The organism is Pseudomonas sp. SORGH_AS_0199 (genome assembly GCF_031453735.1).
GTDB classification, from domain to species: domain Bacteria; phylum Pseudomonadota; class Gammaproteobacteria; order Pseudomonadales; family Pseudomonadaceae; genus Chryseomonas; species Chryseomonas aestiva.
Map to the genome: position 1 here is coordinate 4884424 of NZ_JAVJAE010000001.1, position 19040 is coordinate 4903463.

16 protein-coding genes are annotated in these 19040 nt (G+C 65.6%); 6 read left to right on the forward strand and 10 right to left on the reverse strand.

What is annotated here, in order from left to right:
- Positions 1-17 precede the first annotated feature (17 nt).
- Genes aroB through QE444_RS22835 form a run of 7 tightly spaced genes read right to left on the reverse strand, consistent with a single transcriptional unit; the run spans position 18 to position 6759 of the window.
- Positions 18-1112: a 3-dehydroquinate synthase gene (aroB, locus tag QE444_RS22805; RefSeq protein ID WP_285387728.1), complete on the reverse strand. Its 1095-nt coding sequence runs from the start codon at positions 1110-1112 to the stop codon at positions 18-20.
- A 52-nt stretch (positions 1113-1164) separates the two neighbouring features.
- On the reverse strand, positions 1165-1683 hold the full coding sequence (aroK, locus tag QE444_RS22810) for a shikimate kinase AroK (RefSeq protein WP_133861489.1): 519 nt from the start codon (positions 1681-1683) through the stop codon (positions 1165-1167).
- Between the two features lie 5 nt (positions 1684-1688).
- A complete protein-coding gene (gene pilQ / locus QE444_RS22815) occupies positions 1689-3938 on the reverse strand; it encodes a type IV pilus secretin PilQ (protein WP_285387725.1) in 2250 nt (749 codons plus the stop codon).
- Positions 3939-4457: a pilus assembly protein PilP gene (locus QE444_RS22820; RefSeq protein ID WP_133861491.1), complete on the reverse strand. Its 519-nt coding sequence runs from the start codon at positions 4455-4457 to the stop codon at positions 3939-3941.
- On the reverse strand, positions 4454-5107 hold the full coding sequence (gene pilO, locus QE444_RS22825) for a type 4a pilus biogenesis protein PilO (protein ID WP_133861492.1): 654 nt from the start codon (positions 5105-5107) through the stop codon (positions 4454-4456). Before pilO ends, QE444_RS22820 begins: the two co-directional genes overlap by 4 nt.
- A complete protein-coding gene (locus tag QE444_RS22830) occupies positions 5104-5694 on the reverse strand; it encodes a PilN domain-containing protein (RefSeq protein ID WP_133861493.1) in 591 nt (196 codons plus the stop codon). The genes pilO and QE444_RS22830 overlap by 4 nt, the downstream gene beginning before the upstream one ends.
- Positions 5695-6759, reverse strand: coding sequence for a pilus assembly protein PilM (locus QE444_RS22835; RefSeq protein WP_133861494.1), 1065 nt, complete (start codon positions 6757-6759; stop codon positions 5695-5697).
- 167 nt (positions 6760-6926) lie between these two features.
- On the opposite strand from QE444_RS22835, the gene QE444_RS22840 reads away from it, so the two are divergent.
- Positions 6927-9347: a penicillin-binding protein 1A gene (locus tag QE444_RS22840; RefSeq protein ID WP_285387720.1), complete on the forward strand. Its 2421-nt coding sequence runs from the start codon at positions 6927-6929 to the stop codon at positions 9345-9347.
- A gap of 52 nt (positions 9348-9399) precedes the next feature.
- Here QE444_RS22840 and QE444_RS22845 read toward each other — a convergent pair whose 3' ends face one another.
- From QE444_RS22845 to rpmE, 3 genes are all read right to left on the reverse strand, one after another.
- Positions 9400-10668, reverse strand: coding sequence for a malic enzyme-like NAD(P)-binding protein (locus QE444_RS22845; protein ID WP_133861496.1), 1269 nt, complete (start codon positions 10666-10668; stop codon positions 9400-9402).
- Between the two features lie 112 nt (positions 10669-10780).
- On the reverse strand, positions 10781-11608 hold the full coding sequence (locus QE444_RS22850) for a thermonuclease family protein (RefSeq protein WP_285387718.1): 828 nt from the start codon (positions 11606-11608) through the stop codon (positions 10781-10783).
- Entirely contained in the window at positions 11608-11823 is a 216-nt protein-coding gene (gene rpmE / locus QE444_RS22855) for a 50S ribosomal protein L31 (RefSeq protein WP_133861498.1), read from the reverse strand. The genes QE444_RS22850 and rpmE overlap by 1 nt, the downstream gene beginning before the upstream one ends.
- Before the next feature lie 157 nt (positions 11824-11980).
- On the opposite strand from rpmE, the gene QE444_RS22860 reads away from it, so the two are divergent.
- The 5 genes from QE444_RS22860 (at position 11981) to hslU (ending at position 18952) form a co-directional block, all read left to right on the forward strand.
- On the forward strand, positions 11981-14194 hold the full coding sequence (locus tag QE444_RS22860) for a primosomal protein N' (RefSeq protein WP_187980382.1): 2214 nt from the start codon (positions 11981-11983) through the stop codon (positions 14192-14194).
- 96 nt (positions 14195-14290) lie between these two features.
- Complete coding sequence (argS, locus tag QE444_RS22865) at positions 14291-16048, forward strand: arginine--tRNA ligase (protein WP_285387714.1); 1758 nt, start codon at positions 14291-14293, stop codon at positions 16046-16048.
- Between the two features lie 18 nt (positions 16049-16066).
- Positions 16067-16804 carry an SPOR domain-containing protein gene (locus tag QE444_RS22870; RefSeq protein ID WP_187980384.1) on the forward strand — a complete coding sequence of 246 codons (738 nt, stop codon included), beginning with the start codon at positions 16067-16069 and terminating at the stop codon, positions 16802-16804.
- A gap of 245 nt (positions 16805-17049) precedes the next feature.
- Positions 17050-17583: an ATP-dependent protease subunit HslV gene (gene hslV / locus QE444_RS22875; RefSeq protein WP_017641034.1), complete on the forward strand. Its 534-nt coding sequence runs from the start codon at positions 17050-17052 to the stop codon at positions 17581-17583.
- A 19-nt stretch (positions 17584-17602) separates the two neighbouring features.
- The gene (hslU, locus tag QE444_RS22880; RefSeq protein ID WP_042136625.1) at positions 17603-18952 is read left to right on the forward strand and encodes an ATP-dependent protease ATPase subunit HslU; all 1350 of its coding nucleotides are present in this window, start codon (positions 17603-17605) and stop codon (positions 18950-18952) included.
- The last annotated feature ends 88 nt before the right edge of the window (positions 18953-19040 follow it).

Here is a 19040-nt window from a genome sequence, read left to right on the forward strand (position 1 = left end):
GGACTCTCTTGTTCTCCTTACTGGGCGGTCAGCGCTTGGTAATCGGTACGCAGCGTCTGCTCGAGAATGTCGCGGGCGAAGTCGGCGGTCACCACGGCCTGGCCCAGGTCACTGAGCAGTACCAGCCGGAGTTGTCCATCCAGGACCTTCTTGTCCACCGCCATGAGGCGTTCGAAATCGGCCGGCTGCATGTCCGCCGGCGGTACCACGGGAAGCCCCGCCCGGACCAGCAGGCGCAGGGCGCGGTCGCGCTGGGCAGCCGTGAGCCAGCCCAGCAGCAGGGACATCTGCAACGCCATGACCATGCCGGCGGAAACCGCCTCGCCATGCAGCCAGACGCCATAGCCCTGGTGGGTCTCGATGGCGTGACCGAAGGTATGGCCGAGATTGAGGATGGCACGCAGGCCCGACTCGCGCTCGTCGCTGCCGACCACCTGGGCCTTGGCCGCGCAGGAACGCTCGATGGCTTGGGTGAGGGCCTGCTGGTCCAGCGCCAGCAGCGCCTCGACATGCTCTTCGAGCCAGCCGAGGAAGGGTTCGTCGCAGATCAGGCCGTACTTGATGACCTCGGCCAGACCCGCCGACAGTTCGCGCGCCGGCAGGGTCGCCAGGCTGTCGGTATCGATGACCACGGCCTTGGGCTGGTAGAAGGCGCCGATCATGTTCTTGCCCAGCGGGTGGTTGATGCCGGTCTTGCCACCCACCGAGGAATCGACCTGGGACAGCAGCGTGGTCGGCACCTGAATGAAGTCCACCCCGCGCTGATAGCAGGCCGCGGCGAATCCGCCCATGTCGCCGATCACCCCGCCACCGAGGGCGATGAGGGTGGTCTTGCGATCATGGCGATCCTGCAGCAGGCCGTCGAAGATCAGCTGCAGGGTTTCCCAGTTCTTGTGCGCCTCGCCATCGGGCAGCACGATCGAGCTGACCTGGCGGTCGCTCAGGGTGCGCAGCAGGCGCTCCAGATAGAGCGGCGCGATGGTTTCATTGGTGACGATCGCCACCTTGCGCCCGGCGAGATGGGGCAGGAAGCAGTCCGGCCGATCCAGGAGGCCCTGGCCGATGTAGATCGGGTAGCTGCGCTCACCGAGCTCGACGTGAAGAGTCCGCATGCCGTCACCTTGATTCAAAGGGCGCCTAGCATAGCGCAGAACGCACGCGGCTTTAATGCGGCGCCAGGGCTTTCAGACGGTCGAGTATCTGCAGCACGACCAGCCGGGGTGGCCGCTCGTCGGTCTCGATGATGATATCGGCGATCTCGCGGTACAGCGGGTCGCGCATGGCCATGAGATTGCGCAGCACCGCCGCGGGATCGGCGGTCTGCAGGAGGGGACGGTTGCGATCGCGGGAGGTGCGTTCGATCTGCTGCTCGATGGAGGCATGCAGATAGATGACCCGTCCGCCGTGCTTGAGCGCCTGGCGATTGTCCTCGCGCAGCACGGCGCCCCCGCCGGTGGCCATTACCAGGCCGTTTTCCGCGCACAGCTCGGCGATCGCGGCGCGTTCGCGCTCGCGAAAGCCCTGCTCGCCTTCCACATCGAAGATCCAGGGGATGTCGGCACCGGTACGTTCTTCGATTACCTTGTCGGAATCCTTGAACGGCAGCCGCAATTCCTTCGCCAGGAGCCGGCCGATGGTGCTCTTGCCCGAGCCCATCGGTCCTACGAGAAACAGATTACGCACTTATGTCATCGACCAACCGCTATCGCCTGGTTGTTCATGATACGCGGCGTGAGGAAGATCAGCAGCTCGACTTTGCTGTCGGTGACCGAATCCCGGCGGAACAGTCGGCCGACATAGGGAATATCCCCCAGCATCGGCACCTTGGTGGTGGACTTGGTCTGGGTATTGGAGAACACCCCGCCCAGCACGATGGTCTCGCCATCGCTCACCAGCACCTTGGCATTGACCTCGTTCTTGCTGATCGGCGGCACGCCGTTGAGGGCATTCTGGTAGTCAGGGGCATCCTTGTTGACCTTGACCTCCATGATGATGCGGTTGTCCGGGGTGATCTGCGGTGTGACCTCCAGCGACAGGGCAGCCTGCTTGAAGCTGGTGCTGGTGGCACCGCTGGAGCTGGCTTCCTGGTAGGGGATCTCGGTACCGCGCAGGATCTTGGCGGTCTCCTTGTCCGAGGTCACCACCTTGGGCTGGGAGATGATCTCGCCATTGCCACTGGATTGCAGCGCGGACAGCTGCAGGTCGAGCATCTTGCCACCGACCATGAAGCCGACGCCGATGCCCGAGGTGCTGCCGGAAACGCCCATGTCGACGAAGGGCGTGGGCGCGACGCCGTTGGTAGAAGTGAAATTACCCACGGTACTGGTGCCCGGCAGGAAGGCCTGACCGGTAGTAGGATCGACCGTGGTGGCGCCGTCCTTGCCATAGACCGCGAAGTTGCCCGAACTGGCGTTACCGCCCCAGCGCACGCCCAGCTGCTTGCTGTAGTCGACGTTGGCCTCCACCAGCCGCGCCTCGATCATCACCTGGCGCACCGGGATGTCCAGTTGCGAGACGATGCGCCGGAGTTCGTCCAGGCGATTCTGGGTCTGGTAGGCAATGATGCTGTTGGTGCGCTCGTCCACCGAGATGGAGCCGCGCTCGTCGGCGGTCTTGTCGGCGCTGGTCACCGACTGGAACAGCTTGGCGATATCGGCGGCCTTGGCGTAGTTGACCTGGATCAGGTCGCGACGCAGCGGGGCCAGCTGCTGGATCTGCTTCTGGGATTCCAGCTCCTGACGCTCGCGGGCGGCGATCTCGTCGGCCGGTGCAACCAGCAGCACGTTGCCGATCTGGCGCTTGTCGAGACCCTTGGTCTTGAGGATCAGATCCAGCGCCTGGTCCCAGGGCACGTTCTGCAGGCGCAGGGTGATGTTGCCCTGCACGGTGTCGCTCGCCACCAGGTTGAGATTGGTGAAATCGGCGATCAGCTGCAGCACCGAGCGGACGTCGATGTCCTGGAAATTCAGCGACAGTTTTTCACCGGTATAGGTGAAGCGATCGGCTGCGCGCTTTTCCTTTTCCTCGGTGGTGAGCGGCTTGACGCTCAGGGTCAGACGATTGTTGGTCTGGTAGGCCAGGTAGTCGTAGGTCCCGGTCGGCTCGATGACGATGGACGCCCCGCCGCTGTCAGCGGAGGCGTTGACGAACTGCACCGGGGTGGCGAAGTCCTTGACGTCCAGGCGCACGCGCAGCTCTTCGGGCAGCTGGGTACCGGCGAAGGTCAGGCGGATCTTGCCGCCCTGCTCCTGGATGTCCGGGTTGATGCCGGTCTCGCTCAGGTCGATGACCACGTTGCCCTCGCCCTGGGGACCCCGCTGGAAATCGATATGGCGAATCGCCTTGCCGCGCAGTTGTGGCCGCGGCGCGGTCATGGCCGCCACGGTGGAGGTGGCCTGGGTCGGCGGCAGCGGCGTGCGGGCGACCGCACCGGGCAGGGGGGCGGACGAGGGTGCGGTCACGGTGGCCGGCGCGGCGGCGCGCGGCAGGTTGGGCGTCAGATTGGCCTGGGCGCTGGCAGTCTGGCGACCGGCGGTGCCGCCGATGGTGACGAACAGATTGCGGCCGTCGGCCCGGGTGTCGTAGCTGGCCAGGTTGGTGAGGTTGATGATCAGGCGGGTGCGATTTCCCGCCTCGACCACCGTCACGCTGCGAGCATTGCCATTGCCCAGCTCGCGGCTCTTGGTACCCAGCTTGTTGGCCACGCCGGGCAGATCCAGGGCAATCCGCGCCGGCTGCTCGATGGTGTAGCCCTTGGGCACCGGCACCGGCTGATCGAAGGTCAGCTTGAGTTCGATGCGATCCCCGGGCAGGGAGGCGACGTTCAAGGCCTGCAGATCGGCTGCCAGGGCCTGACCGGCCAGGCTGCTCAGCAGCAGGGCCAGTCCCAGTCCCAGTCGTCCCGCGATAGTAGTGTTCACAGTGCTCGCCCTGCCCATTTAAGTCTTTTCCTTCAAGGTGATGGTGCGCGGCCGTTCCAGCCAGCCACCCTCGCCATCCGGGACGATTTCGATCACGTCGATCTCGCCATCGGTAATCTTGGTGATGCGCCCGTCGTTGCGCCCCAGGTAGTCCCCTACCTTGACGCGATGCACGCCCCCGGCACCGTTGACCAAAGCATAGCGGCCACTGGCATTGGCCAGGATGCCGACCATGCTGAAGGTCTCGATGTTGAAGCCTTCGAGAAACTGCTTGGGCCGATTCGCGTCCGGCTTGATGTTGCCGGTTCCGCGCTGGCGCACCGTGGGATCGATGCGCACCGGCGCCTGGAAGGGGCTGCGCAGGGCCGCGGCGGCGTAGGTGAAGGGTTCGTAGGCGCGAAACTGCGGCAGCGGCTCGATGGAACCGCGCGGCTTGGCCCGGGTTTCGTCCATGAAGGCCTGCAGATCGCTGGTATCGCTGGAACCACAGCCGACCAGCACGCCGGTCAGCAGGCAAAGCAACAGGGGCGTCCTCATTTGCCGAGCCCCTTGTCGTTGTACCTGTAGGTCTTGGCCAGGACGTTCATGCGCAACTTGCCGCCGCCTCCGGAGACCGTACCGCCGCCATTGGCATTCTTGTCGTCCACCGGCTTGAGATCGAAGTCGTGCAGGGTGACGATGCGCGGCAGGCTGGAGACGCTGCTGACGAAGGTCGCCAGGTCGTGATAGTTGCCCACCACGGTGATCTGGATCGGCAACTCGACGTAGAACTGCTGGGTGACTTCGGGCAGCAGCTTGATCTGCTCGAATTCCAGACCGCTGCCGAGACCGGTGCGGGTGATGTCTTCCAGCAGCGCCGGCACCTCCGTATCGCCGGGCAGTTGCCGCAGCAGAGCACCGAAGGACTCCTCCATCTCCACCATCTGCTGCTTGTAGGCATCCAGATTGGCGGCCTGGAAGGCCTTGCTGGCGTATTGCTGCTTGAGCGTCTCTTCCTGATTGCGCTGACTGTCCAGCTGGGCCTGCATGTCGCTGAGATGGAACTGATAGCCGAGCAGGAGCACCACCAGCACGATCAGCAGGCAGGCGATGACCTTGACCGGCTTGGGCCAGGAACCGAGGTTCTCCAGGCTGAGTTCGTTGATGTCAACCTTGCGCAGGCTGGCCAGGGAATCGGCGAGACTCATGGTTTGCCTCCCTTGGCAAGCGGGGCCGGGGCAACGGGGGCGCCGGGCTGGGTCTGCTTGACAGTGAGCTGGAAGGTGTTGGCCTGGTCCACCGCTCCGGCAGTGGTCGCCTTGACCTCGATCAGCGTAGGCGACGCGAACCAGTCGGAGGCATCCAAGTTACGCATCAGGTTGGAGACGCGGTTGTTGGATTCCGCCTCGCCGCTGATCGACAGGGTGTCGCCCTGCATCTTCAGCTCGCGGAAGTAGACGCCGTCCGGCAGGGTACGCACCAACTGGTCGAAGACGTGGCCGATGACCGGGCGGTTGCCTTGCAGGTCCTGGATGATCTTCATCCGCGCCAGCAGCTGCTGACGACGGGTCTTGAGTTCGCTGATCTCCTTGATGCGCACGTCCAGCTGGGCGATGTTCTGCTGGATGAAGGCGTTGCGCGCCTCCTGCCGGGTGATCTCGCCGGACAGGTACTGATCCCCGAGAAATACGGCGCCGCACGACAGCACGAAGATACCGCCCAGGATCACCAGGAACTGCTTGCGCCTTTCTTCGCGCAGCTGCTCCCGCCAGGGCAAGAGGTTGATGCGGGCCATCTAGTCGAAACTCCTCATGGCCAGGCCGCAGGCGATCATCAGCGCCGGGGCGTCACCCGCCAGGGCTGCCGCATTGACCTTGTTGCTGACGGTCATGTCGGCGAAGGGATTGGCCAGGACCGTGGGGGTGCCGATTTTCTGCTGGATCAAGCGGTCGAGTCCGGAAATTGACGCGGTTCCTCCAGCAAGCAAGATGTAGTCCACATCATTGTACTGCCCGGCGGCGAAAAAGAACTGCAGCGAACGCGCCACCTGCTGCACCACGGCCTCGCGGAAAGGCGTCAGCACCTCGCTCTGGTAGTCGTCCGGCAATCCGCCCTGCTTCTTGGCCAGACCGGCCTCCTCCACCGAGAGGCCGTAGCGGCGCTGGATCTCCTCGGTGAGCTGACGACCGCCGAACAGCTGCTCGCGGGTATAGATGGTCTTGCCGTTGTGCAGCACGCTCAGGGTGGTCATGGTGGCGCCGATGTCGACCACGGCCACGGTCAGGTCGTCGACATGGCCGCCGAGCTGGTTGGCCAGCAACTGGTAGGCGCGCTCCAGGGCATAGGCCTCGACGTCGACCACCTTGGCCGCGACACCGGCCAGCGCCAGGGCCGCCTCGCGAACCTCGACGTTTTCCTTCCGGCAGGCGGCCAGCAGCACCTCGACGCGCTCGGCGTTGCGCGGCGACGGCCCCTGCACCTCGAAGTCGATGGCGACCTCGTCCAGCGGATAGGGAATGTACTGGTCGGCTTCCAGCTTGATCTGGTTTTCCAGCTCGTCGTCGGTCAGGCCGGCATCCATCTCGATGGTCTTGGCGATCACCGCCGAGCCGGAGACGGCCACGGCAGCGCTGCGCGCGGAGCTGCGCGCCTTGACCAGCACCCGGCCGATGGCCAGGCCCACGCCTTCGAGTTCGGCGATGTTCTTTTCCACCACGGCATTGGCCGGCAGGGGCTCGACCGCATAGGCCTCCACCCGGTAGCGTCCGCCTGAACGGCTCAACTCGATGAGTTTCACGGATGTCGAACTGACGTCGATACCCAGCAGCGTATTCGCCTTCTTTCTGAATAGCCCTAGCACATCAGTTCCCTATGAGCGACGGTGGTCTTCCGCGGACGGGCATTAGATAACAGACTTGACACCCGAGCAAATAGCGGCCAACCGCCAAACGCGCCTATAATGGCGACGCCGTGTAGGCTGACCCTCACCTGTCGCCCTTTCCTTCTTTCCATTCGAAAAGTCTCTTGATGCGTGTTCTGAAATTTTTCTGGTGGTCGTTGGTCGCCCTGGTCTGCAGCCTTTTGCTGGGTCTCAGCGGTGCCTTCCTCTACCTCAGCCCCAGCCTGCCCTCCATCGACGCCCTGCGAAACGTGCAACTGCAGATCCCTCTGCGGGTGTACAGCGCGGACGGCAAACTCATCGCCGAATTCGGCGAAATGCGCCGCTCGCCGCTGCGGTTCAACGAGATACCGCCCAACTTCATCCATGCCCTGCTCTCCGCCGAGGATGACAACTTCGCCAATCACTATGGCGTGGATGTGAAAAGCCTGGCGCGCGCGGTGAGCCAGCTGGTCAAGACCGGACACATCCAGACCGGCGGCAGCACCATCACCATGCAGGTCGCCAAGAACTACTTCCTGACCAGCGAACGCAGCTTCTCGCGCAAATTCACCGAGATCCTCCTGGCGCTGCAAATCGAGCGCCAACTGAGCAAGGACGAGATCCTCGAGCTCTACGTCAACAAGATCTACCTGGGCAACCGCGCCTACGGTATCGAGGCCGCCGCCCAGGTCTACTACGGCAAGTCCATCAAGGACCTGACCGTCGCCCAGATGGCGATGATCGCCGGTCTGCCCAAGGCGCCATCGCGCTACAACCCGGTCGCTAATCCTGAGCGTAGCCTGGAAAGACGCAACTGGATCCTCGAACGCATGTTCAAGCTCGGTTATATCGATCAGGCGGCCTACCAGGCCGGCATCGCCGAGCCGCTCGAGGCCTACCACCACGTCGCCGTGCCTGAACTCAATGCCCCCTACATCGCCGAAATGGCTCGGGCGGAAATGGTCGGGCGCTACGGCGGCGACGCCTATACCGACGGTTATCAGGTCTATACCACCATCGACAGCCGGCTGCAGACGGACGCCTTCAACGCCGTGCGCGACGGCCTGACCGACTATGACCGCCGCCATGGCTATCGCGGCCCCGAGGCCCAGTGGCCCAACCGCAGCCGCGCCGAGTGGACCGCGCTGATCCAGAAGCAGCGTATCGTCGGCGGCCAGGATCCGGCTCTCGTCACCCAGGTGGAGAAGAGCGGCATCCTGGTCCTGACCCGCGAGGGCAAGGAAGAGGCGGTCTCCTGGGACTCGATGAAGTGGGCACGCCCCTACCTCAGCGCCAACAGCCTGGGGCCGCGCCCGAACGGTCCGGCCGACGTGGTCAAGGTCGGCGACCTGATCCGGGTGCAGCGCCAGGACGATGGCAGCCTGAAGTTCTCGCAGATCCCCAAGGCGCAGAGCGCCCTGGTGTCGCTTGATCCCCAGGATGGCGCCATCCGCGCCCTGATCGGTGGTTTCTCCTTCGAGCAGAGCAACTACAACCGCGCGACCCAGGCCCGCCGCCAGCCCGGCTCCAGCTTCAAGCCGTTCATCTATAGCGCGGCCCTGGAGAAGGGCTTCACCGCCGCCAGCCTGGTCAACGATGCGCCCATCGTCTTCATGGACGAGAATCCCGACGAAGCCTGGCGACCGAAGAACGACAACAACACCTTCCTCGGCCCCATCCGCCTGCGCGAGGCGCTGTATCGCTCGCGCAACCTGGTGTCCATCCGGGTGCTGCAGGCCATCGGCATCGACTATGCGCTGGATTACGTCAGTCGCTTCGGCTTCGAGCGCGATCAGTTGCCGCGCAACCTGTCCCTCGCCCTCGGCACCCCGGGCCTGACGCCGCTGGAGGTGGCCACCGGCTGGTCGGTGTTCGCCAACGAAGGCTACAAGGTGACGCCCTACGTGGTCGATCACGTGACCGATCGCGACGGCAAGGTGGTCTATCGCACTGCCGCGCCGCGGGTGCCCCAGCAGGTGCAGGCCAAGGCCGCAGCCGGCGTCGAGGTCACACCGGTGGCCGATACCACCGCTGCCGATCCGGCCAATCCGCCGCCGGTGTTCGCGCCCCAGGTCATCGACCCGCGCAACGCCTTCATCATGAACAGCATGCTGCAGGACGTGATCAAGCGCGGTACCGGGCGCAAGGCGCTGGAACTGGGTCGCAACGACCTGGCCGGCAAGACCGGCACCACCAACGAATCCAAGGACACCTGGTTCTCCGGCTACAACGGGGACTACGTGACCACGGTCTGGGCCGGCTTCGATCAGCCTGAAACCCTGGGTCGCCAGGAATTCGGTGGCACCGTGGCCCTGCCGATCTGGATGAGCTACATGGGCGCGGCGCTCAAGGACAAGCCGCCGCATCAGCTCAAGGAACCGGACGGCATCGTCTCCATCCGCGTCGATCCCACCACGGGTCGCGCCGCGCCGCCCGGCACGCCCAACGCCTATTTCGAGCTGTTCAAGAGCGAGGACACCCCGCCGAGCCTGGACGAGCTGCCGCCCGGCGTCGCGCCCGGCACGCCACTGCCCTCCAGCGAAAACGTGCCCATGGACATCTTCTGATCCGCGCCCAATAAAAAACCCCGCCTTGGCGGGGTTTTTTTTGCTTCGGGCCTTACTTGGCGAAGACGTCATCCACCGACTTCAGCGGATAGTTCGCCGGATAGGGCAGCGTGGCCACGCCGGTCTCGATGGCGGCCTTGGCCACGGCATCGGATACCAGGGTGATCAGGCGCGCGTCCATCGGCTTGGGAATGATGTACTCGCGACCGAAGCTCAGGCTGTCGACGTTGTAGGCGGCGCAGACTTCCTTGGGCACCGGCAGCTTGGCCAGATCACGCAGGGCCAGGGCCGCGGCGATCTTCATCTCTTCGTTGATCACCCGGGCGCGAACGTCCAGGGCACCGCGGAAAATGAAGGGGAAGCCCAGCACGTTGTTGACCTGGTTCGGATAGTCGGAGCGACCGGTGGCCATGATCACGTCGTCGCGGGTGGCGTGGGCCAGCTCGGGGGTGATTTCCGGATCCGGGTTGGAGCAGGCGAAGACGATGGGGTTGGCCGCCATGCGCTTGAGGCCTTCCGCCGACAACAGGTTCGGACCGGACAGACCGACGAAGACATCGGCGCCTTCGAGGGCGTCGTCCAGGGTGCGCTTGCTGGTCTCGGTGGCGAAGGCCGCCTTGTACTGATTCAGGTCGCTGCGACCGCTGTGGACCACGCCCTGACGGTCGATCATGTAGATGTTCTCGACCTTGGCGCCCATGCTGGCCAGGAGGCGCATGCAGGAGATGGCGGCAGCGCCGGCACCCAGGCAGACGATCTTGGCGTCTTCCAGACGCTTGCCGGCGATTTCCAGGGCGTTGAGCATGCCGGCGGCGGTGACGATGGCGGTGCCATGCTGGTCATCGTGGAAGACCGGGATGTCGCACTGCTCGATCAGGGCGCGCTCGATCTCGAAGCACTCGGGCGCCTTGATGTCTTCGAGGTTGATGCCGCCGAAGGTGATGGAGATGCGCTTGACGGTGTCGATGAAGGCCTGGGGGCTCTCGGCGTCCACCTCGATGTCGAAGACGTCCACACCGGCGAAGCGCTTGAACAGCACGCCCTTGCCTTCCATCACCGGCTTGGAGGCCAGCGGGCCGAGGTTGCCCAGGCCGAGGATGGCGGTACCGTCGGAGATCACGGCGACCAGGTTGCCCTTGCCGGTGTAACGGTAGGCCAGTTCGGGATCGCGACCGATCTCGCGGACCGGTTCGGCGACACCGGGACTGTAGGCCAGGGACAGGTCACGGGCGGTCGCGGTGGGCTTGGTCAGCTCGACGCTGAGTTTGCCGGGACGCGGCTGAGCATGGTATTCGAGGGCGGCGGTTTTGAGATCAGACATTATTGGTATATCCGCGTGGTGTGGGTCTTGGGTCGGGCGAGAATACGCAAAGACTCAAGGTGCCACAAGCAATCGGCCATATGCCTGAAATCAATCGCAATACGACTTTCGGCTAAAACGATTCAACCCGCAAACCCAGCATGTGCGGGTCGCTCAGGGTCATCAGCCAGCGCCCGTGGCCCGCTTCCTGGCGCCGACTGCGATCGACGATCCAGCCTCGGGCTTCGAGATCGCGCCCTGTCCACTGGCGCAGCGGCACCTCGTCGAAGGCCGCGACGAAGCGCTCGGGGACATTAACCACCAGATCGCCTTCGAACTGCAGCCAGAGGCCGCCACGATTGCGCTCGACGTCCAGCAGACGCCCCCGCACCACGGCGAAACCACTCTCTTCCAAGCGGGTCGAGGCGATGGTCGGATCCTGCTTCCAGACGCCCCGTCGCGCCTTGCGCGCCTGGCTTTCCGCGGCGGCCTGACAGGCGGCCAGCCGGGTATTGGGCGCGATGGCGACGGCATAGCCGAAGCCCTCGGCTATCAGCCGGGCTTCCAGGTTGCCGCCCTGGCGATCATAGAGATGCGCCAGGGTGCGACCATAGTGGTCGGTCGCCTCGCTGCCCGGCACCAGCCGCAGGCGCTCGTCGCTGGCCGCGACCAGCTCCTGCAGCCGCCGACGCGCCGCCTCGGCATAGGGCTGGGCGGTACCGCCGGACGTGCCCAGCTCCGGGGCATTGACGCCGATCAGGCGCACCGAACGGCCGTCGACCAGGCGCAGGGTATCGCCATCCACCACCTGGCGGACCACGACCTCCTGCCCACCCGGCAGCAGCGGACAGTCCGCCGCCTGGGCCGCTGGCGCGCCAACCAGGCCACAAACAAAAAAGGCGCCCCAGAGGGACGCCTTTTTCAGTGTCGAACCATGCAGAGATGGCCGACGGCAGCGCATTACTTGTTGCTGCCGAACACGCCGAAGCGCTGCTTGAAGCGATCGATACGGCCGCCAGCGTCCAGGACCTTCTGCTTGCCAGTGTAGAACGGGTGGCATTCGGAGCAGACGTCCAGGTGAATGTTCTTGCTCAGGGTCGAGCGGGTCTTGATGACGTTGCCGCAGCTGCAGGTGGCTTCGATGGCATCGTACTGCGGATGGATATCAGCTTTCATGGGACTATCCTCGGGGTCTAGCTGTGCCGCCACCCGGCGCCATTGCCGGATACCGCACAGATTTGGGCTGCAAATCATACCAGAGCAGATAGGAGGTGCAAGCAGCCCCCTCACCGCCCGTCTGCTACCATCGGGCTTTCCTCCTGCGAGCCCTGCCGTGCCCCTGATCCTGCGCCTGGCGCTGCCCTCCCCACTGCGCCGCCTGTTCGACTATCTGCCGCCCAAGGGAGTGGTCGAGGAGCAGTTGCGCCCGGGCGTGCGGCTGCGGGTACCCTTCGGTCGCCGCGAGGTGGTCGGGGTGCTGATCGAGGTGGCCCGGGAAACCGAGGTGCCGCCGGACAAGCTGCGCAAGGCACTGCAACTGCTCGACGAGCGTCCGCCGCTGCCCAGCGCGCTGTTCGAGCTCTGCCAGTGGTCTGCCCAGTACTATCAGCACAGCCTCGGCGACACCCTGAGCTGGGCACTTCCTGCCCTTTTGCGTCAGGGGGAGCCGGCCGAGCGACGACTGCAGCGCTTCTGGATCGCCCAGCCCGATGCGCGCCCGGAAGATCCACGCCTGGCCCGCGCGCCGCGCCAGCGCGAGGCACTCAAGACCCTGCGCCAGCACCCCCACGGGGTGCTGCACGAATTGCTCGGTCAGCTCGGCCTGGTCAAGGACAGTCTCGATCTGCTGCAGGCCAAGGGCCTGGTCACGGTGGAGACCCGCTATCACCAGCCGACGCGGCACCAGGGTTCCTGGCTGGCCCAGGCCGAGTTGCCACTCAACAGCGAGCAGCGCCTGGCCTACGAAGCGGTCCGCGCCGGCAGCGGCTTCCACTGCCATCTCCTGGAAGGGGTGACCGGCAGCGGCAAGACCGAGGTCTATCTGCAACTGATCCGCGCCACCCTGGAAGCGGGGCGCCAGGCGCTGCTACTGATCCCCGAGATCAACCTGGGCCCGCAGACCCTGGGGCGTTTCGAGCAGCGCTTCAATGCCCGCATCGCCCTGCTGCACTCGGCGCTGACCGATCGCGAGCGCATGGATATCTGGCTGGCCGCCCGCGATGGCGAACTGGACATCGTGGTCGGCACCCGCTCGGCGCTGTTCACCCCACTCAAACACCCTGGGCTGATCATCGTCGATGAGGAACACGACGCCTCCTATAAACAGCAGGAAGGCCTGAGGTACCACGCTCGCGACCTGGCGGTGGTTCGCGCGCGCTTCGAGAATCTGCCGGTGGTGCTGGGCTCGGCCACGCCCTCGCTGGAAAGCCTGCACAACGCCGACCAGGGGCGCTATGCCCACCTGCGCCTGTCGCTCCGTGCCGGTGGCGCCCAGCCGCCGCGCTTCGAGCGCCTGGACGTGCGCAGCCGTCCGCTGGACAGCGGCCTCTCCCAGCCACTGCTCAAGGCCATGGGCGCGACCCTGGAGCGCGGTCAGCAGGTGCTGGTGTTCCTCAATCGTCGCGGCTTCGCCCCCACCCTGCTTTGCCACGACTGCGGCTGGCTGGCCCAGTGCCCGCGCTGCGATGCGCGCATGACCTATCACCGCGGCTCCGGCGAATTGCGCTGCCACCACTGTGATCAGCGCCAGACGCCGCCGCGGCATTGCCCGTCCTGCGGCAAGCTCGACCTGCGCCCGGTGGGTGCCGGTACCGAACGCGCCGAGGAACGCCTGCAGCTGCTGTTTCCGGACGTCCCGGTGCTGCGCATCGACCGCGACACCACGGCACGCAAGGACGCCTTGGGCAAACTCCTGCGCACCATCCACAGTGGGGTGCCCTGCATCCTGGTCGGCACCCAGATGCTCGCCAAGGGGCACCACTTTCCAAAGGTGACCTTGGTGGCCGTGCTGGACGCCGACAGCGGGCTGTTTTCCGCCGACTTCCGCGCCAGCGAGCGCATGGCCCAGCAGATCGTCCAGGTGGCCGGTCGCGCCGGTCGCGCCGAGGAGCCGGGGCAGGTGCTGATCCAGACCCATCTGGCCGATCATCCGCTGATGGTGCAGCTGGCCGAGGAGGGTTATCCGGCCTTTGCCCGCCAGGCTCTGCAGGAGCGCCGCGCCGCCGGGCTGCCGCCCTTCGCCTATCTGGCGCTGCTGCGCGCCGATGCCCATCGCCAGGACCAGGTGGAGAATTTCCTGGAGGCGGCCTATCACGTCGCCGAGGGCCTGGCGGTCAATCTCGCCCTGCCTCAGGTGGAGTTGCTGGGGCCGGTACCGGCGCCGATGGAGCGCCGCGCCGGTCGCCACCGGGCCCAGTTGCTGCTGCAAAGCAGCAGCCGCGCGCCTCTGCATCGCCTGCTGGGCATCTGGGTCGTCCAGCTGGAAAGCCTGCCTGAAGCCCGTCAGGTGCGCTGGTCGCTGGACGTGGATCCCATCGATCTCTTCTAGTGGCATTGGCTTACCATTGGCAAGGCCGGGCTCGCCACGGATAATGCCGGGTTTTCATCGCAGTGCGCGCTCGGCGCACGCCGAAGGCCAATGATCATGAAAGACAGCATCCGCCAGCTCATCCAGCACGCCCTCGACCGCCTGATCGCCGACGGCACCCTGCCGGCCGACGTGGCTCCGGCCATCCAGGTCGAAAACACCAAGGACAAGAGCCACGGCGACTTCGCCAGCAACGTCGCCCTGCTGCTGGCCAAGCCGGCCCGCGCCAAGCCCCGCGACCTGGCCGAAAAGCTGCTCGCCGCCCTGCCCGCCGATCCGGCGGTCAGCAAGGTGGAAATCGCCGGCCCCGGCTTTCTCAATTTCTTCCAGAATCACGCGCAACTGGCCGCGCGCCTGGATGCGGCCTTCGCCGATCCGCACCTGGGGGTGCCCAGGCACGAGCCGCGTCAGCGCGTGGTGGTGGACCTCTCCTCGCCGAACCTGGCCAAGGAGATGCACGTCGGTCACCTGAGATCCACCATCATCGGTGACGCCGTGGCGCGGGTGCTGGAATTCCTCGGCGACGAGGTGATCCGCCAGAACCACGTGGGTGACTGGGGCACCCAGTTCGGCATGCTGCTGGCCTACATGGAAGAGCAGCCGCAAGCCGCCGAAGGCGAGCTGGCCGATCTCGAGGTGTTCTATCGCGCCGCCAAGGGGCGCTTCGACGCCTCGCCGGAATTCGCCGCCCGCGCGCGCGAACTGGTGGTGGCGCTGCAGGCCGGCGATGCCCACTGCCTGCGGCTCTGGGAACGCTTCAATGCCGTCTCCCTGTCCCATTGCCAGGAAGTCTACGACCGCCTCAACGTCTGCCTGACCCCGGCCGACGTCAAGGGCGAGAGCGCCTACAACGACGACCTGGCCCAGGTGGTGAGCGATCTGGACGCCGCCGGCCTGCTCACCGAGAGCGACGGCGCCCGCTGCGTCTTTCTCGACGAATTCAAGAACGCCGAGGGCAATCCGCTGCCGGTGATCGTGCAGAAGGCCGGTGGCGGCTATCTCTATTCCACCACCGACCTGGCCGCCATGCGCTACCGCAGCCGCCAGCTGCACGCCGATCGGGCGCTGTACTTCGTCGACCAGCGCCAGGCCCTGCACTTCCAGATGGCCTTCGAAGTGGCGCGCCGCGCCGGCTTCGTCGCGCCGACCATGCAACTCGAGCACATGGGCTTCGGCACCATGAACGGCGCCGACGGCCGTCCGTTCAAGACCCGTGACGGCGGTACCGTCAAGCTGGTCGACCTGCTCGACGAAGCCGAGGAACGTGCCTACCAGTTGGTCAAGGAGCGCAATGCCGGTCGCGCCGAGCGCGGCGAGGTACCCTTCAGCGAGGACGAATTGCGCCATATCGGCCGCGTGGTAGGCATCGCCTCGGTCAAGTACGCCGACCTGTCCAAGCACCGCACCAGCGACTACAGCTTCAACTTCGAACAGATGCTCAGCTTCGAGGGCAATACCGCGCCCTATTTGCTGTACGCCTACACCCGCGTCGCCAGCGTGCTGCGCAAGGCCGAGCAGAGCGAACCCGCCGGCAGCATCCGCCTGGATGCCCCGCAGGAGCAGGATCTGGGCGGTCGCCTGGCGCAATTCGGCGAAATCCTCACCAGCGTTGCCGACAAGGGTACCCCGCACCTGCTGTGCAGCTACCTCTATGACTTGGCCGGCCTGTTCTCCAGCTTCTACGAGAACTGCCCGATCCTGACCGCCGAGGACCCCGCGCTGCGCCAGAGCCGCCTGCGGCTGGCCGCCCTCACCGGGCGCACCCTCAAGCAGGGTCTGGAACTGCTCGGCCTGCACACCCTGGAACGCATGTAAGAGACGGATCACCGCCTGATGGCTACCAAGAAAGCCCCACCCAAGCGCGGCGCCAGTCGCAACACCTCGGCCCCCAAGAAACAGCCCCTGCCCGGCTGGGTCTGGCTCGCGTCGGGTCTGGCCATCGGGGCCTTCGTGGTGTTCCTGATGAAGCTCGAACCAGGCAACAAGGCGGTGCAGCGTGCCAAGCCGGAAGAGGGCCGCCCGGCCGCCACGGCGGGCAATGGCAAGTCGTCGACCGCTACCGGCAAGACCGAGGGCACGCCGCCCACGCCGATCAAGCCCAAGTACGACTTCTATACCCTGCTGCCCGAATCCGAGGTAATCGTGCCGCCGGACGCCGTGCCGCGCAATCCGGCCGCCAAGCCGACCACCCCGGCCAAAGCGGATGCCGCCGCGACCCCGGCGCAACCTGGCCAGCCGGCGACCGCGACGTCGGCCACGCCCGCGACCACCCCGGGCCAGCCGGCCGCCACGCCGCCCAAGGAAGCCACCACCAAGGCCCAGCCGCCGGTAACCCTGTTCTTCCTCCAGGCCGGCTCCTTCCGCACCCAGGCCGATGCCGACCGGGTCCGCGCCCAGATCATCATGCTCGGCCAGGACGTGCGCGTGGAATCGGGCAAGGTCAAAGACGACACCTGGTACCGGGTACTGGTCGGTCCCTACAGCGATCGCGACCAGCTGACCCAGGCGCAGAAACAGCTCGCCGGCAGCGGCTTCAAGAATCTGTTGCTGCAGCAGCGACGCGGTCACTAAAGAGTCTGCCCATGGCCTGCTGCGCGTCGGCCAAACAGCGCTGAAAATTCTCTCGGAATGCTCATTTACCACGCGTAAACTGCGCTTCCTCGAGAATTCTCGCCTGGTTTGGCGCTAGCTCGCGAGGCCGTGAACAGACTCTCACCTGCCGAATCCCCCCGCCGCGACGCTTGAAGGGCGCCGCGGCCATCCCCATATCTCCGCTTAACCGGGGCCGACGCCCCAAGCAACGCGGAGAGATTCCCTTGACCACCATCGTTTCTGTACGCCGCAACGGCAAGGTCGTGATCGGCGGCGACGGCCAGGTTTCCCTGGGCAACACCGTCATGAAAGGCAACGCCAAGAAAGTCCGGCGGCTGTACCGGGGCGAGGTGCTGGCCGGTTTCGCCGGCGGTACCGCCGACGCCTTCACCCTTTTCGAGCGCTTCGAGGCGCAACTCGAGAAGCACCAGGGCCACCTGGTCCGCGCCGCCGTCGAGCTGGCCAAGGACTGGCGTACCGACCGTGCCCTGCGCCGTCTGGAAGCCATGCTGGCGGTCGCCAACAAGGACGCCTCCCTGATCATCACCGGCAACGGCGACGTGGTGGAACCCGAAGAAGGCCTGATCGCCATGGGCTCCGGTGGCGCCTATGCCCAGGCCGCCGCTCGCGCCCTGCTCATGCACACCGACCTCAGTGCCCGCGAGATCGCCGAGACCTCCCTGAATATCGCCGGTGACATCTGCGTGTTCACCAACCGCAACCTGACCATCGAGGAGCTGGACGCGCCCCAGGCGTGATCCGGTTTAGAGACTGCCCATGTCCATGACCCCCCGCGAGATCGTCCACGAACTCAATCGCCACATCATCGGCCAGGACGACGCCAAGCGCGCCGTGGCCATCGCCCTGCGCAACCGCTGGCGGCGCATGCAGCTGCCCGTCGAGCTGCGTCCCGAGGTCACCCCCAAGAACATCCTGATGATAGGTCCCACGGGTGTGGGCAAGACCGAAATCGCCCGGCGCCTGGCCAAGCTGGCCAATGCGCCCTTCCTCAAGGTGGAAGCCACCAAGTTCACCGAGGTCGGCTATGTCGGCCGCGACGTCGAGTCCATCATCCGTGACCTCGCCGACGCCGCGGTGAAGATGCTGCGCGAACAGGAAATGGTGCGTAACCGCCATCGCGCCGAAGACGCCGCCGAAGAGCGCATCCTCGATGCCCTGCTGCCGCCGGCGCGGCCGTCGGTGGGCTTCAGCAACGAGCCCCAGCCGGCATCGACCGATAGCAACACCCGTCAGCTGTTCCGCAAGCGTCTGCGCGAAGGCCAGCTGGACGACAAGGAAATCGACATCGAGGTGGCCGATGCCCCCGCTGGCGTCGAGATCATGACCCCGCCCGGCATGGAGGAGATGACCAGCCAACTGCAGAATCTCTTCGCCGGCATGCACAAGGGCAAGACCAAGCAGCGCAAGCTCAAGGTCAAGGAAGCGCTCAAGCTGGTGCGCGACGAAGAAGCCGCGCGCCTGGTCAACGAGGAAGAACTCAAGGGCCGCGCCCTGGAAGCCGTCGAGCAGCACGGCATCGTCTTCATCGACGAGATCGACAAGGTCGCCAAGCGTGGCAACACCAGCGGTGCCGATGTCTCCCGCGAGGGTGTGCAGCGTGACCTGCTGCCGCTGATCGAAGGCTGCACCGTCAACACCAAGCTGGGCATGGTCAAGACCGACCATATCCTGTTCATCGCCTCGGGCGCCTTCCACCTGTCCAAGCCCAGCGATCTGGTGCCGGAGCTGCAGGGTCGTCTGCCGATTCGCGTCGAACTCAAGGCGCTGACCCCGCAGGACTTCGAGCGCATCCTCACCGAGCCGCATGCCTCCCTCACCGAGCAGTATCGCGAACTGCTCAAGACTGAGGGGCTGCTGGTGGAATTCGCCGCCGACGGCATCACCCGCATCGCCGAGATCGCCTGGCAGGTCAACGAGAAGACCGAGAACATTGGTGCCCGGCGCCTGCACACCCTGCTGGAACGCCTGCTGGAAGAGGTGTCCTTCAGCGCCGCTGACCTCGCTGGCCAGCAGAATGGCGAGCCCATCGTCATCGACGCGGCCTATGTGAACGGCCACCTGGGCGAACTGGCGCAGGACGAAGACCTGTCGCGCTATATACTGTAACGGTAGGTTTGGTGCATTCGTAATCGCGGCCATGGGCCGCTCCTACAGGAGACATCGAACCCTGTAGGAGCGGCCCATGGCCGCGATG

Coding starts and splice junctions, on each gene's coding strand:
- pilO (WP_133861492.1), bottom strand. CDS start 5,107: ATGAGTCTCGCCGATTCCCTGGCCAGCCTGCGCAAGGTTGACATCAAC.
- aroB (WP_285387728.1), bottom strand. CDS start 1,112: ATGCGGACTCTTCACGTCGAGCTCGGTGAGCGCAGCTACCCGATCTAC.
- QE444_RS22830 (WP_133861493.1), bottom strand. CDS start 5,694: ATGGCCCGCATCAACCTCTTGCCCTGGCGGGAGCAGCTGCGCGAAGAA.
- rpmE (WP_133861498.1), bottom strand. CDS start 11,823: ATGAAAGCTGATATCCATCCGCAGTACGATGCCATCGAAGCCACCTGC.
- argS (WP_285387714.1), top strand. CDS start 14,291: ATGAAAGACAGCATCCGCCAGCTCATCCAGCACGCCCTCGACCGCCTG.
- QE444_RS22840 (WP_285387720.1), top strand. CDS start 6,927: ATGCGTGTTCTGAAATTTTTCTGGTGGTCGTTGGTCGCCCTGGTCTGC.
- QE444_RS22820 (WP_133861491.1), bottom strand. CDS start 4,457: ATGAGGACGCCCCTGTTGCTTTGCCTGCTGACCGGCGTGCTGGTCGGC.
- QE444_RS22870 (WP_187980384.1), top strand. CDS start 16,067: ATGGCTACCAAGAAAGCCCCACCCAAGCGCGGCGCCAGTCGCAACACC.
- QE444_RS22850 (WP_285387718.1), bottom strand. CDS start 11,608: ATGCGCTGCCGTCGGCCATCTCTGCATGGTTCGACACTGAAAAAGGCG.
- hslU (WP_042136625.1), top strand. CDS start 17,603: ATGTCCATGACCCCCCGCGAGATCGTCCACGAACTCAATCGCCACATC.
- QE444_RS22845 (WP_133861496.1), bottom strand. CDS start 10,668: ATGTCTGATCTCAAAACCGCCGCCCTCGAATACCATGCTCAGCCGCGT.
- pilQ (WP_285387725.1), bottom strand. CDS start 3,938: ATGGGCAGGGCGAGCACTGTGAACACTACTATCGCGGGACGACTGGGA.